This window comes from Phycisphaeraceae bacterium, from assembly GCA_019636675.1.
In the GTDB taxonomy this organism is placed as follows: Bacteria; Planctomycetota; Phycisphaerae; order Phycisphaerales; family UBA1924; genus JAHBXC01.
In genome coordinates this window covers 435,980-449,606 of the sequence record JAHBXC010000001.1, presented here as the reverse complement: position 1 = coordinate 449,606, position 13,627 = coordinate 435,980, and the positions used below count along the sequence as shown (strand labels likewise).

Here is a 13,627-nt window from a genome sequence, read left to right as displayed (position 1 = left end):
GGATCAGTCATGGGATGGTTCTTCGGCAAACGGCGCAGGAAGCGTTGTCACGCGAACTGGGACTTGGAGGCGCCGCTCCTTGACTGGACGGCGGGTGCGCCTTGGTCGATCGGGTCCTCATTTCAAGGCGCACAGGTGCTTGGATCGACAGGCTCCGGGAAGACTAGTGGCGCAATGGCTGCAATGTGTAAGGCTTTTCTTGGGGCCGGATACGGTGGCCTGTTTCTCACCGCAAAGAGTGATGACCGGGCGCTTTACACGAGATACGTGCGGGATGCGGGGCGTCTGGACGATCTCCTCGTGTTCTCACCCGACGATCGCATCCGCTACAACTTTATCGCGGAAGAGCAACGGCAGAGCAGGGGACCCGTCGGGCTCGTCGAGAATCTGACGGCCCTGCTGATGACGGTGACGGAGTTGAACGATCGGCGTTCCTCTGGCGGAGGAGGCGGCGACAGCGAGCGGTACTTCCGTCTTGAAAGCATGCGGCTTGCCCGCAACAGCCTGCTCGTGCTGAGTCTGGCCCGGCCAGCCGTGACAGTGCCCGATCTACACCGTCTCATCACGACCACTCCAGTGTCGCTTGAACAGGTGCAGAGCGAAGCCTGGCAGAAGAGTTCATTCTGCTTCCAATGCCTCCAGGCGGCGGACAAAGCTCCGAAGGCGGAATCGCAGAAGGCCGACTTCGATCTTGCTCTGAGCTACCTGCTGCACGAACTGCCCGCGCTGAGTTCGCGCACCCGGAGTGTGGTGCAAAGCACGCTCACATCGGCGACCGATCTCCTGAGCCGTGGAGCGGCACGCGACATGCTCTCGTCACCCACGCCGAACGTGTCACCGTCGATGATGTACGACGGCGCGATCATGATCGCAGACTTTCCGGTGCTCGTGCATAACGAAGTCGGCGCACTGATCCAGGTCATCCTGAAGTTCGCGTGGCAACGGGCGCACGCCCGTCGCGATGTCTCCCGGAATCCGCGCCCCACCTTCATCGTGGCCGACGAGAGCCAGCTGCTTGTCGTCGATGCCGACCAGCACTTCCAAGCCATCGCACGAAGCACGCGGACGGCGGTGGTCTACGCCACCCAGAGCATCTCCGGCATGATCGACGCTCTCGGTCCACACTCCGAAGCGAAAGTACACAGCCTCTTGACCAATTTGCAGACTCGAATCTGCCACCAGCAGACCGATGTCAGGACCATCCAGTACATGCAGGAGCTCGTCGGTCGCTCCCGGCAGTTGATGATGAGCGGAAACCAGACGCGCGACGGCGGCGACTGGCTTGCTCCCATTTGGGGCGGGTCGTCCGGCGCATCTGCAGGATTCAGCGAAGTCTGGGAGCACGAACTCCAGGCCTCGGACCTCAACAGCCTTGCGAAGGGCGGGCCGCCGCACTGGATCACGGAGGCCATTGTCTATCAGGGTGGCAAGCGCTTTCCGAACGGCCGGACGTGGCTGCGAACCGGTTTCCGTCAGAGGAAGTGACCGAACAGAAGGGATCGACTCATGCAGGATCAGCAACCCAAAGGCTGGACACCAATCGAGGACGCCAGGAAGGGCGCCAACTTCATGGTGCTCGCGGCTCAGGTGCTCGCCAGTCCGATCGAAGTCTTCTTGCGCACACGATTCGGCTCACGCTACTTCGGCGCGCCGTCGGCGATCGCCATCCTCGCACTACCGTTCTGGGGTGTCTTGTGGCCCCGCGAGGACCCGCGTCCACTGCTGATCTTCTGGGGCCTTTACATCGTCATGCAGCTTCGCGCCCGCATCGAGGGCTTGCGCATGGCGGCCCGGGGTGACCATGTTCACAGCCGATACAACGGCCGGCCGCGACTAGATCGCGTCTTCCGGAAGATGCCTGAACAGAAGATCAAGGTGGTAGCCGAGACAGTGGTCGTGTGCGTGGTTGGCGTTCTGATGCTGCCGATCAGCGAATCGCTCGGAAGCTACCTCATGGTCGCGGCCTTCGCATCGGGGCTGCTCAACAGCACCATCGATGCGGTCGAGCGGGCCCGCACCGTGGAACTGAACGATGCGTGGATCGAGCAGCAGGCGCTCGCGGATCGGTTCCGCGAAATGCGGCAGGATCGCAACCGGTAATCGCACCTCAAGGAGAGTGTCCTATGAATTTGCGTGAGAACATCAGCCGGTCAAAGGAAGTCCTCGGGGCGTACTTCAGGCAGGGGCTTCACGAGCTGGGCTCGGCACTGTACGGACCCGGCACCGCCGCGCAGCATCCTGAGTACGGAATGCTGGGCACCAAGCCTCCGTCGATGGTTGTAGAAGGCTTGAAGGGTGAGCACGATGCCGTACCGTCACGAAACGACGCCGCGCCGTCGCAGCTGGAAACCCACCTAGAGCAAGCGAAGGGACGGGGGGAACCGCTTCGAGAGCCTGAACGCGATGAACGACCAATGGACCGGGAGTAACCCATGGCCCCGTGCGTGATTGCGGCCTTAATCATCGCAGCGGCGGTCTGCGTGCTCGCTGTAGCCATTGTGCTCAAAGACCCACTCACATTACTCGTATGCATTCTCGTGTTGTGGTGGTGGGCTCATCGTGTGCGAAGGGCACGCACTCTAGAAGCTCGGCCAGTCTTGGCGAATGGCGGCCCGCGAACTCAGCACGCGGTGTTTCAGGACCGGGGAGCGATCCACGGGCCCATCGACGAGAAGCGGTCTGGCTTGGAGGCGGAGAGTGGTCCGACGAGCGCACAAACCTGACGCGGCTGCCGCAGTGGGAGCGCCGGATCTCGTCCTGCCAGCCGGCGTGCCGGACTGGATCACCCCAGAGCTTGTGCGGCTGACGCTCCACGTTTGGCAGCGGTATTACTCAAAGCCACTCACCGTCGATGACGCCGTTACAATCATCCAGAACGCGGGTCGGTTGATCGACGCCCTGGTTCTGGAGGGATGACGATGAAACGCTTTGTGGCGCTCGCACGGGTCAGCAGCCGCGAGCAGGAAAGAGAAGGCTTTTCGCTCGCGGTCCAAGAGGATGCGCTCAAGCGGTACGCCGTCGCGGCGGGCGGCGAAATCGTCCGGCTCTTTCGCATCGCCGAGACGGCGAGCAAGAGTGATGAGCGGAAGACGTACCGCGAGCTCATCGCATATGCGAAGAAGAACGCGACGGAACTCGACGCACTCCTGTTCTACAAGGTCGATCGGGCAGCCCGCAATCTCTTCGACTACGTCGAACTCGAAAGACTGGAAAGCGAGCATGGTCTTGCCTTCGTGTCGGTGTCTCAGCCGACTGAGAACAATCCCGCGGGGCGCATGATGCGGCGGACGCTCGCCAACATGGCGAGCTTCTACACCGAGCAGCAGTCCGTCGATGTCCGGGAGGGCCTCGCTCGTCGAGTGCAAGAAGGCTGGTTCGTGGGGAAGGCGCCCTATGGATATCGCAACGTCCGGAAGGACGGACGCTGTGTCACCGAAGTTGATGCCGCGGCTGGGGAAGTCGTCCGTCGGGTCTTTCACCTCTACGCCTACGAGCCGCTCACGCTCGATGCGCTGCGGGATCGTCTGCACGCAGAAGGCGTGAGCTATCGAGGTGACTCTCACCGGTTCACGCGGAGCAAGCTCCACGCGATGCTGACGGATCGGTCGTACATCGGCGAGATCCCGTTCAAGGGGCAGTGGTACCCCGGCAAGCAGAAGCCGCTTGTTGACCGTGCAACGTGGGACCGTGTGCAGGCTCTCTTGGGCGACAAGGTCTACCACGCCCACCAGATGACCTACGCCGGCGACGCCATCGCCTGTGCCCACTGCGGTAGGGCGGTGACGGGCGAGAGGAAAACGAAAGGGACCAAGTCCGGCGATCGGCACTACGTCTACTACCGGTGCAGCGGATACACCGCGCCCGGGCACCCCCGTGTCCGTGTCACGGAAGCGGAACTCGATCGGCAGGTTCTCGAACTCTTCGGCCGGATGCGGATCGATGATCCGGAGATTCAGGACTGGTTCCGGGCGGTCCTCGCGTCCCAGACGCGGGACGCCCAGTCAGACGCCCGGGCCCAGCGGGAGGAACTCCTGCGGCAATCCTCGCTCTTGGTAGCCCAGCAGGACAGGCTCCTGAACCTTCGGCTTGGCGATGACGTGGATCAGGAAACCTTCGCTCGCAAGCACACAGAGCTTCGGGACCGGCTGTCGTCCATCAAGCTCCAACTCGACGTTCTGGACCGTTCGCACGACGAAACGGCCGAACTCGCGGCCAAGGTGTTTGAACTCTCGCAAACACTGCAAAACACGTGGATTTCTGCTGATTACGCCACCAAGCGGCGAATCCTCGAAATCGTCTGTTTGAACTGCACCCTTGATGGCACAACTCTTTGCCCTGTAACGAGAAAGCCCTTCGACGTGCTCGTCGAAGGGCTTGATCTCTCGAAAAGTCGGGGTGATAGGATTTGAACCTACGACCTTCTCGTCCCGAACGAGACGCGCTACCAAGCTGCGCTACACCCCGATGGTGTGTTCAAGCGGGCGATCCTACCCCCGGGGGGGGCTCCGGGACAAGGCGGGGGTGGGGAAAGGGTCGGGTGGGGGTGGAAACGGTGCTTTGAGGGCGGGGGCCGCCCCCGGGGGCTCGGGGGCGGGGGTGGTTCCGGGGGTCAGTCCTCGTCGGGGGTGGCGCGGAGGGTGATGGTTTGTTCGATGTCCAGGGCCTTCTCGGCGGTGAAGCGGAGGGTGAGGGGGGCGCCTTCGGGGGCGTTGACGAGGAAGCGGACGATGCGGCCGCCGCGGGCCGGGACGCCCTCGTTGAAGAGGACGCGTGAGGGCTCGAAGCGGACCTCGTCGGCGCTGGTCGCGCGCCAGTTGCTGAGGGTGGTGGCGGCGACGACGCTCACGCCGTTATTCCCCGTGGCTTCCAGTTTGTCGGGCTGTCCGATGTTGTTGCGTGCCGCGACGGCCAGGCGTGTGGGGATGGCGCGTTCGTTGCGCACCTCGGTGGTCACCGCCCAGAGTTGCGCGCCGAGTCGTTCGACCTTCGTGCGTCCCCAGGAGAGGACGGGCATCTGGTCGGCGTGCATGGTGGTGAAGGCGAAGTTGCGGTGGCACTCTTCCTCGAGCAGGAAGGTGGGGGTGACGCGGCTGGACCACTTGTTGGGCCCGCCCACGAGGACCTTGCCGTGCTGGGGGTGGTCGACCTCGGTGTAGTCCTTGAACTCCTGTCCGAACTGGAGGCGGTCGCGCCAGATCCAGGTCTGCTCTTCGCTGGGGCGGGAGGAGTCCTTCTGGAACATCTTGGAGGGCGTCCACATCTCGTTGGTGAAGGAGAGGATGCCGAGGCCTTCGGCGAGCCAGTTCACGAACCCGCCGTGGACGGTGTAGAGGTCTTTGTGGATGATGAGGTAGCGGTAGTAGGGGACGATCTGCTCGCCGAGTTTGCCGATCTCGTCGTAGGCGCGGATGTCGGAGGGCGGGTAGAGGTCTCCGGCGTAGGCGGCGCCGGGTCCCCGGAGGAACATGCCGCCCATGTTGTGGTAGGACTGACCACCGGCGATGTTGGGGTGCTGGAGGATGAACATGCCGATGGCGCGGGTCTCGGGCGCGCTGAAGGGGTAGGGGCCTGCGCCGCCCTGGATGTGCGTGGGCTGCCAGTCGGAGGGCCAGTTGCGGTTCATGTCGTCGCCGCCCACGCCGTCTTCGTTGGTGCGTCCGTCGCCGTCGGTGTCGATGCCTTCCTGTCCGAGGAGCGTCCAGTCGCCCTTCTGTCCGGGCTGGACGCGTGTGAAGATGCGCGGGTCGTCGAGGGAGCGTCGCCAGTCGCCGTTGGGGTCGCGCTTCCACATCATGGTGATGGAGCCGTCGCCGTCGAGGTCGTTGGGCTCGTCCTCGTCGATGAGCCCGTCGTTGTCGCTGTCGACGGGGCGTGTGTTGGAGCGCGAGGAGGAGGAGGTCTGGGGGTGCTCGAACCAGCGTTCGCGCCCGTCGGGGTTCTGGGCGGGGAGAAGGTAGAAGGCCTTCTCGTCCATGATGCGTGTGATCTCGGGGGTGACGCCGTAGTGCTTGGTGAGGTACCAGAGTGTGTAGACGACGACCTCGGCGGACTGGATCTCGTTGCCGTGGACATTGCCGTCGATGTACATGGCGGGCTTTTCGGTGTGCTTGGGGCCCTTCTTCGGGTTGACGATGGCGACGATGAGGTCGCGCCCTTCGAGACTCTTGCCGATGGTGCGGAGTTCGACGAGGTCTGGGTAGGCGGCGGCGATGTCGCGGAATTGCTGCTCGATCTGGGCGTAGGTGTAGTAGCGGTTGAAGGCGATCTCGACCTTGCCGGGCACGTGGGGCTGCGCGAGCGCGGGGGAAGAAAGAGCGGCGAGGGAGAGCGTGAGCGTGGTGGCGAGGCGGTTCATCGTCCGGCCTCCTTGGTGTCGCGCAGGGTGGCGCGGATGGTGCGATCGTCGAACTGGGGGCCGCGTGCGGTGATGGTGAGGGTGGAGTTGGCGTCGCCCGCGACGAGCCACTCGAAGCGATGGTGTGCGCCCGGGGCGATGGTTGCGGCGCGCTGGACGCGATCTCCAGCGAGGACATTCTTCATGTCGCCCTCGGGGCGGAGGACGATGGGGCGTTTGGCGCGCGACTTGACGGCGATCGCGCTGGCGGTTGGGAGTTGCCCCTCGTTGCGCACGACGACGGTGACTCGGTAGACGCCGTTGCCGACGCGCTCGACGACGGGCTCATCGAAGACGACGCGGGGGATGCGGTCGATCACCGTGGCGAGGAACTGCGTTTGCTCGTCGATGAGACGGGCGTGCTCGGAGGGGGGCGGGTTGAGTTTGAAGCCGGGGACGAAGCCGCCGATCTCGACGCGGCCGAGTTGGGGGTGGTCGAAGGGCTGCCAGTCGAGGAAGCCCTCGGCGCGCTCTTTGGCGAGCGCGTGCCACTTGGCGTCGTCGGAGTCTTTACGCGCAGAGGCGGGCGCGGCTGCGCCTGCGGGGCGTCCGGCTCGCGCCGGCTGCGCGGGTCTTGCCTGCGGCGGCGGTTCCTGTCCCTGCGCCATGGCCATGAGGCGTGCCTGCACGCTGGGGGGCATGGTGGCGTACTGGCGCATCATCTCGGCCTGGCGCTCCTCGGTGGCGCTCGTGTACTCGGCGACGAGGGCGCGGAGTTCGGCGTCGGAGGGGCCTTCGGGGGCGGCGGGCTGCGCGTCGCGTGCCGCTGGTGGGGGAGCATCCCCCTGTGCGTCGTCTTTCTTCTCGGCGTCGCGCTTGACGAGGTCGGGTCGGACCCAGACCGGCGTGCTGACGGCCCATGTCCCGGCCTGCGCGTAGGCCCAGGAGTGGAACGCGCCCTTGTTGTCTTTGGCGGCGCCGGCGGCGGTCATGCCGGTGATCTTCTTGAAGGCGTCGCTGAGTTTCTCGAAGTGGGTCTTGTCGGCGTCCTCGATGCCCAGGGGCGCGCGGTTGGTGCGGTCCATGCGCCCGGAGACGGGGAGCGTGACGAGCGTGTCGTGGGGGCCGAAGACGACGACGGCTTCGATGCGGTCGCGTTCGAGGACGAAGGTGGCGAGGGCGAGGGCTTCGGGCTCGGAGAGTTGGTAGGCGCCGGCGCCGTCGGCGTACTCGGGCCAGAGGTGGGGGAAGTTCATGTCGAGGTCGACGCCGCCGCCTCCTGCGCCGCCGACGCCGTCTTCGTTGAACCGGCCGTCGCCGTCGTTGTCGATGCCCTCGAGGAGGAGCGCGTGGTCGGCGCGTTCGCCCTTGGCGGCGTCGGGCTCGCGCATGAGGGAGGGGTTGTCGGGGTCGATGATGTGGGTGGCGCGCAGGTGGGGCGGGGGGTTCTTGACGCGCATCATGGAGACGACGCCGTCGTTGTTGAGGTCTTCGGGCGGGTCTTCGCCGGTGCGTCGGTCGCGGTCGGCGTCGACGGGCGTGAGCGTGCGCGGTCGCGACATGCGCGGCGCGTTGCGCTGGCTGTGCGCATGGGCGGCGTCGATGTTGAGTCGCGGGACGATGTAGACGGTGGTGTGTTCGAGGAGGTCCCCGTGCTTGTCGGCGAGTTGGCGCGCGACGCCGAGGGCGACATCGGAGCCGACCCAGTGGTCGCCGTGGATGCCGGCGACGAGGAGGACGGCGGGGTTCTTGTCGCGTTTCTCGACTGCGCCGAGGACGAGCATGGGGATGTCGCGTCCCTGGCCGCTCTTGCCGAGCGTGGTGAGTTGCACGCGCGGTGCGGCCGAGAGCGAGCGCAGCGGCTGGGCGATGTCGGTCGGCGCAGCTGGTGATTGCGCGAGCGACATCGTGGAGCCGGCGAGGGCGACGACCGACGCGCACGCCGCGACGAGAAGGAACGCACGGGGATGTGATGGCATGGGGGCTTCCTGCTTTCCGGCGGGGAGGGTTGCCGGTGTGCTCTCAACCGTCGAAGGGACGGAGGGATGCGGGCAGGTTACCGGGAGGGGCGTTCGCGTGCCGCCTCGAGTGCGCGGACGAGGTTATCCAGATTCGTGCGCATGGTGGCGTCCCAGTCCCCCGAACCGAGTGGGTCGAACTCGACGACGGAGGCGCCGGTCTGCGCGGCCAGGCGATCTGCGCCGGTCCGCGCGGTCTGGGGCTCGACGAACACCAGCGCGAGGGGCGCGGCGCGCAGGGCGTCGGCGGCCTGCCGGATCGCCCCGGGAGAGGGCTCGGCGCCCTCGTGGGCGTGGAGCGAGCCGGCGTTGATCAGGTTGTACCGGGCGGCGAATCGCCGGTAGGCGTCGTGCGTCGCGACGATCGCGGCGCCCTCGAAGGGGGCCAGGCGTTGGGCGAACTCGGCGTGGAGGGCGTCGACGCGCGCGAGCAGGTCGTCGCGACGGGCCGCGAGGGCTGCGAGCGCGTCGTCGTCCGCGGCGCGCCGGCGCATCACGCGAGCGAGGGCGTCGTGCGTCTCGTTGACCATGTCGCGCATCAGGGGCGGGTCGAGCCAGAGGTGCGCGTCGGTGGCGCAGGGGTCGTCGTGGGACGCGTGGTCGTGGTCGTCGTGGGAGTGCGCGTGGGCCGCGGCGGCCTGGGCGGCGACGCCGCTGGCGTTGGCGAACACGACGACGGCGCGTCCGCCCCGCGGGTTGTTGCGAAGGATGCGATCGGCGGCGGGCTCGAGGCCCATCCCGACCATGAGGACGACATCGGCCGAGGCGAACGCGCCGACGCGAGAGGGGGGCGGTTCGTAGCCGTGCTCGCTGGCGCCTGGGGGGAGCAGGGTGGAGACGGTTGCGCCCTCGGGGGCGAGCCCGTGCGCGATCCACGCGAGGGGGGGGATCGTCGTTGCCAGACGCAGTTCGTTGGTGTGGGCGTCGGCACGCTCCTCGGCGCACCCGGCGGGCAAGCACGCGAGCAGCGCGATCGCGCCGAGGGCGACGAGGCGTGCGGCGATGGTCGTGAGGGTGGGCATTGGGCGTCCAAGCGAGAACGAAAAACCCCCAACCGGGGTCGGGGGTTCACACCAGGGAAGTGGGCGCAACAGGACTCGAACCTGTGACCTCTGCTATGTGACAGCAGCGCTCTAGCCAACTGAGCTATGCGCCCATCGGGGCGGGCTGTCGCTCGCCGCGAGGGGGGAGACCAAGAATAGCCGGTCGGGGCGGGCCTTCCAGTCCGGCGCGAGGGCGAGGGAGCGGCGCCGGCGCAGAAGTCGGCCGGGCGTGGTAGGTTGGCGCCCGATCGCGGATTGTTTCACAGGTGCGCCAGCAGGAAGGACCGTTCGGCGTGGCTCGCAGAGCAGAGTTCATCGTGGTCGCCAACCGCCTCCCGGTTCGGAAGGTGAAGAAAGGCGCAGGCGAAGCGTGGGCGACGAGCCCCGGCGGGCTTGTCACGGCGCTCGCCCCGATCCTGCGCGAGCGCGGCGGGACCTGGGTCGGCTGGGCCGGCCAGCCCGACGAAGCCCCGGCGCCCTTCACGCACGACGGCATCCACATCCGCGCCGTGCCCATCTCGGCCGACGAGATCGCGACCTTTTACGAGGGCTTCTCGAACAGCACGCTCTGGCCCCTCTACCACGACGCGGTGCGCCGCCCGGAATTCCATCGCTCGTGGTGGTGGCGATACGTCGAGGTCAACCGGCGCTTCGCGGAAGCCGCGGCCAAGGCGCTCGGCCCCGACGGGACGGTGTGGATCCACGACTACCAGCTCCAGCTCGTCCCGGGGATGCTTCGCGAGCTGCGCCCGGACGCCCGGATCGGGTTCTTCCTGCACATCCCCTTCCCGCCGGTCGAGCTGTTCGCCCAGCTCCCGTGGCGCCAGCAGCTGCTCGAGGGCCTGCTCGGCGCCGACCTCGTCGGCTTCCATACGAAGAACGGGGTGCAGAACTTCATCCGCACCTGCAAGCGCTACGGGGAAGTGGACGGCACAACGACGACGCTGGCGTACAAGGGGCGCGAGGTGCGCGTCGGGCCGTTCCCGATCTCCATCGATGTCGGTGAGTTCGAGACGCGCGCGTCCGACCCGCAGGTGATCCAGCGCGCCGCGCAGCTGCGACAGATGCTGGGCGACTGGCGCAAGGTCATCCTGGGCGTCGACCGGCTCGATTACACCAAGGGCATCGACATCCGCCTGCGCGCCTTCGACGACCTGCTGCGCCAGAAGCTGCGGACCGCGAACGACTGCGTCTTCGTGCAGGTCGCGGTGCCCAGCCGCGAGCAGGTGGGGGAGTACGCCGACCTGCGCTCGCGCGTCGAGCAGCTCGTGGGCCACATCAACGGCGAGCACGGCGAGGCCGGCATGGCCGCGGTGCATTACCTCTACCGCAACCTGCCCTTCGACGAGCTGATCGCGTTCTACCTCGCGGCGGATGTCATGATGGTGACGCCCCTGCGCGACGGGATGAACCTGGTCGCGAAGGAGTGGGTCACCTGCCGGCGCGACAACACCGGCGTGATGATCCTGAGCGAATTCACCGGCGCGGCCCGAGAACTCACGCAGGCGCTGCTCGTGAACCCCCACGACATCGACGGGCTCTCCTCGACGCTCAACGCGGCCCTCTCGCTGCCCGAAGAAGAGCAGAAGCGCCGGATGATCGCCATGCGCCGGGTCGTCAAGCGAAACGATGTGTTCCACTGGGCCGCGACCTTCCTCGAGAATCTCCATCAGCAGTGACTCCAGAACTCCGTGAACGAATCGTCCAGGCGTCCCGCGCGCCGATCCTCCTCGTCGCGAGCGACTACGACGGCACGATCTCCCCGATCGTCGCCAACCCGCTCGACGCGAGGCCGCAGCGTGAGTCGATCGTTGCGCTCCAGGCGCTCGCCCAGATGCCGCAGACCCACGTCGCGGTGATTTCCGGGCGTTCGCTGCGCCAGCTCGCCGAGATGACTGGCCTTCCAGAGTCGGTGCACCTGGTCGGCAGCCACGGGAGCGAGTTCGACCCCGATTTCGCGTCGCGCCTCAGCGCCGAGCAGCAGCGTCTTCGCGACCGGCTGATCGAGTCGCTGGGCGCGCTCGCCGCGGCGCACCCGGGCTGCACGGTCGAGGAGAAGCCGGCGAGCGTCGCGTTCCATTACCGCAACGCGTCGGAGATCGACGCGCCCCGCGCGCTGCGAGCGGTCGAAGAGGGGCCGATGGCGTTCGAGGGCGTCACGGTCAAGCGCGGCAAGATGGTGATCGAGCTGTGCGTCACGCCCGTGAGCAAGGCCGACGCGCTGGAGCGCATCCGGCATCGAGTCGGCGCCGCCGTCGCGATCTTCGTGGGCGACGACGTGACCGACGAGGACGCGTTCGGCGTGCTGTCCGGCCCGGACCTGGCGATCAAGGTGGGGGAGGGCGAGACGCGCGCGTCGCTGCGTGTGGACGACACGCAGGAGGTCGCGCGGATGCTCGCCGAGCTCGCTGAGCTGCGCGAGGAATGGGTCCGCGGATGCGACGCGACGCCCATCGAGCAGCACTCGTACCTCTCCGATCAGCGCACCGGGGCGCTCGTGACCCCCGACGGTCGCGTCTCGTGGCTGTGCGCGCCGCGGGTCGATTCCCCGGCGATGTTCGCGCACCTTCTCGGGGGCGAGTCGGCCGGGCACTTCACGATCAGGCCGGCCCACCCCGACGCGAAGCCGCTCGAACAACGGTACGTAGGCGATTCGCTCGTGCTCGAGACGCGCTGGCGCGACCTGCGCGTCGTCGACTATCTCGACGTCTCATCGGGCCGCTCATCGCAGCGCGCCGGGCGCGTCGATCTCGTGCGCGTGGTCGAGGGCGAGGGCGCGGTCGAGATCACCTTCGCGCCGCGGCTGGACTTCGGGCGCGTCGGCACGACGCTCGAGGAGATCAACGACGGGCTCGCGGTCGAAGACACCCACGACCCAATCTCGCTGCGCGCGCCGGGCGTCGCGTGGACGATCACGCGCGAAGGACCGCACGACACGGCGCGCGCGCTCGTCGAAGTTTCGCCCGACCGCCCGCTCGTCCTCGAGCTGCGATACGGCGCGGGCGGCGGCGCCAGCGCCCACCCCGAGCCCGAGCGCCGAGAGCAGAGCCGGCGCGCGTGGGCGTCGTGGGCGTCGCGGCTCACACTCCCCGAGATCGAGCCCGAGCTCGTCCGGCGATCGGCGCTCACGCTCAAATCCCTCTGCTACGCGCCCACCGGCGCGATTCTCGCGGCCGCGACCACGAGTCTGCCCGAACACATCGGCGGCGTGCGCAACTGGGACTACCGCTACTGCTGGCTGCGCGACGGCGCGATGGCCGCCGCCGCCCTCGTCAAGCTCGGCAGCACCGGCGAGGCGATGCGCTTTCTCGACTGGGTGCTCGACGTCGTCGATCGCACCGATTCACCCGAGCGCCTCCACCCGCTCTACACGGTCAGCGGCGGGGAGCTGGGCGCCGAGGCCACGATCCAGGAGCTCTCCGGCTATCGCGGGTCGCGCCCGGTGCGCGTGGGCAACGCCGCGTCGCGCCAGGTGCAGCTCGACGTGTTCGGCCCGATCGTCGACCTGATCTGGCTGCTCCACGAGCGCGGCGCCCCGATCAGCGGCGAGCACTGGCGCCTCGTCGAGGCGATGGTCTCCGCCGTCCAGCGGCGCTGGCGCGAGCCCGACCACGGCATCTGGGAGGTCCGCGGCCCGCGCAGGCATCACACCCACTCCAAGCTTGAGTGCTGGGTCGCCGCCGACCGCGCCGTGCTGCTCGCGCAGCGGTTCCTGGGCCGGACGCGCGACGACTGGATCGCCCTGCGCGACACCATCGCGAAAGACCTGCTCGATCGCGCCTGGAGCGAGGAGCTCGGCGCCTACGGCGCGGCGTACGACCTGCACGAGCCAGACGCCGCGGTGCTCCCGCTCGCGATCTGCGGGCTCGTCAAGCCCGACGACGAGCGTTTCCGGCGCACGGTCGAGGTGATCGAGAAGCGACTCCGCCTCGGACCGGCGGTGTACCGCTATCGCTACGACGACGGGCTGCCCGGCCCCGAGGGCGCGTTCCACCTGTGCACCTCGTGGCTGATCCGCGCGTACCTGCTGGTTGGTCGCCGCGCCGAAGCGGAGGGCCTTTTCCGCGAGATGATCGCGCTTGCCGGGCCTACCGGGCTCCTGCCCGAGCAATACGGCCCCAAGACGCGCCGGGCGCTGGGGAATCACCCCCAGGCGTTCTCGCATCTGGGGCTCATCGAGGCCGCGATCGCGATCGATCGGGCGGACTGACTCCACAGGGAACCGTGCTCGG

9 protein-coding genes and 2 tRNA genes are annotated in these 13,627 nt (G+C 67.5%); 6 read left to right on the top strand and 5 right to left on the bottom strand.

Annotated elements, in window-relative coordinates; all coding sequences use genetic code 11:
* Positions 1 to 9 precede the first annotated feature (9 nt).
* The 4 genes from KF684_01890 (at position 10) to KF684_01875 (ending at position 4,409) form a co-directional block, all read left to right on the top strand.
* Positions 10 to 1,485, top strand: coding sequence for a type IV secretion system DNA-binding domain-containing protein (locus KF684_01890; GenBank protein ID MBX3351658.1), 1,476 nt, complete (start codon positions 10 to 12; stop codon positions 1,483 to 1,485).
* A gap of 21 nt (positions 1,486 to 1,506) precedes the next feature.
* Positions 1,507 to 2,100, top strand: a complete 594-nt coding sequence (locus tag KF684_01885) for a hypothetical protein (protein ID MBX3351657.1) — start codon at positions 1,507 to 1,509, stop codon at positions 2,098 to 2,100.
* Positions 2,101 to 2,123: 23 nt separating this feature from the next.
* On the top strand, positions 2,124 to 2,429 hold the full coding sequence (locus KF684_01880; GenBank protein MBX3351656.1) for a hypothetical protein: 306 nt from the start codon (positions 2,124 to 2,126) through the stop codon (positions 2,427 to 2,429).
* Positions 2,430 to 2,918: 489 nt separating this feature from the next.
* Complete coding sequence (locus KF684_01875; GenBank protein MBX3351655.1) at positions 2,919 to 4,409, top strand: recombinase family protein; 1,491 nt, start codon at positions 2,919 to 2,921, stop codon at positions 4,407 to 4,409.
* Here the strand turns inward: KF684_01875 and KF684_01870 are convergent.
* The 5 genes from KF684_01870 to KF684_01850 form a co-directional block, all read right to left on the bottom strand.
* A tRNA-Pro gene (locus tag KF684_01870) sits at positions 4,391 to 4,464 on the bottom strand. The two genes, KF684_01875 and KF684_01870, sit on opposite strands and share 19 nt — an antisense overlap.
* Positions 4,465 to 4,609: 145 nt before the next feature.
* On the bottom strand, positions 4,610 to 6,355 hold the full coding sequence (locus KF684_01865) for a hypothetical protein (GenBank protein MBX3351654.1): 1,746 nt from the start codon (positions 6,353 to 6,355) through the stop codon (positions 4,610 to 4,612).
* Entirely contained in the window at positions 6,352 to 8,313 is a 1,962-nt protein-coding gene (locus KF684_01860) for a hypothetical protein (protein MBX3351653.1), read from the bottom strand. The genes KF684_01865 and KF684_01860 overlap by 4 nt, the downstream gene beginning before the upstream one ends.
* A gap of 77 nt (positions 8,314 to 8,390) precedes the next feature.
* Positions 8,391 to 9,374 carry a zinc ABC transporter substrate-binding protein gene (locus tag KF684_01855; GenBank protein ID MBX3351652.1) on the bottom strand — a complete coding sequence of 328 codons (984 nt, stop codon included), beginning with the start codon at positions 9,372 to 9,374 and terminating at the stop codon, positions 8,391 to 8,393.
* Positions 9,375 to 9,434: 60 nt separating this feature from the next.
* Positions 9,435 to 9,508: transfer RNA gene (locus tag KF684_01850), tRNA-Val, on the bottom strand.
* 141 nt (positions 9,509 to 9,649) lie between these two features.
* Here KF684_01850 and KF684_01845 point away from each other — a divergent pair.
* Both KF684_01845 and otsB read left to right on the top strand, forming a co-directional pair.
* Complete coding sequence (locus KF684_01845; GenBank protein ID MBX3351651.1) at positions 9,650 to 11,074, top strand: trehalose-6-phosphate synthase; 1,425 nt, start codon at positions 9,650 to 9,652, stop codon at positions 11,072 to 11,074.
* Positions 11,071 to 13,605, top strand: a complete 2,535-nt coding sequence (gene otsB, locus KF684_01840; GenBank protein ID MBX3351650.1) for a trehalose-phosphatase — start codon at positions 11,071 to 11,073, stop codon at positions 13,603 to 13,605. The genes KF684_01845 and otsB overlap by 4 nt, the downstream gene beginning before the upstream one ends.
* Positions 13,606 to 13,627 lie beyond the last annotated feature (22 nt).

What these genes read in the sequence shown, in the direction of transcription:
- KF684_01875 (MBX3351655.1), top strand. Translation starts at nt 2,919, where the DNA reads ATGAAACGCTTTGTGGCGCTCGCACGGGTCAGCAGCCGCGAGCAGGAA.
- KF684_01885 (MBX3351657.1), top strand. Translation starts at nt 1,507, where the DNA reads ATGCAGGATCAGCAACCCAAAGGCTGGACACCAATCGAGGACGCCAGG.
- KF684_01880 (MBX3351656.1), top strand. Translation starts at nt 2,124, where the DNA reads ATGAATTTGCGTGAGAACATCAGCCGGTCAAAGGAAGTCCTCGGGGCG.
- KF684_01890 (MBX3351658.1), top strand. Translation starts at nt 10, where the DNA reads ATGGGATGGTTCTTCGGCAAACGGCGCAGGAAGCGTTGTCACGCGAAC.
- KF684_01855 (MBX3351652.1), bottom strand. Translation starts at nt 9,374, where the DNA reads ATGCCCACCCTCACGACCATCGCCGCACGCCTCGTCGCCCTCGGCGCG.
- KF684_01865 (MBX3351654.1), bottom strand. Translation starts at nt 6,355, where the DNA reads ATGAACCGCCTCGCCACCACGCTCACGCTCTCCCTCGCCGCTCTTTCT.
- KF684_01860 (MBX3351653.1), bottom strand. Translation starts at nt 8,313, where the DNA reads ATGCCATCACATCCCCGTGCGTTCCTTCTCGTCGCGGCGTGCGCGTCG.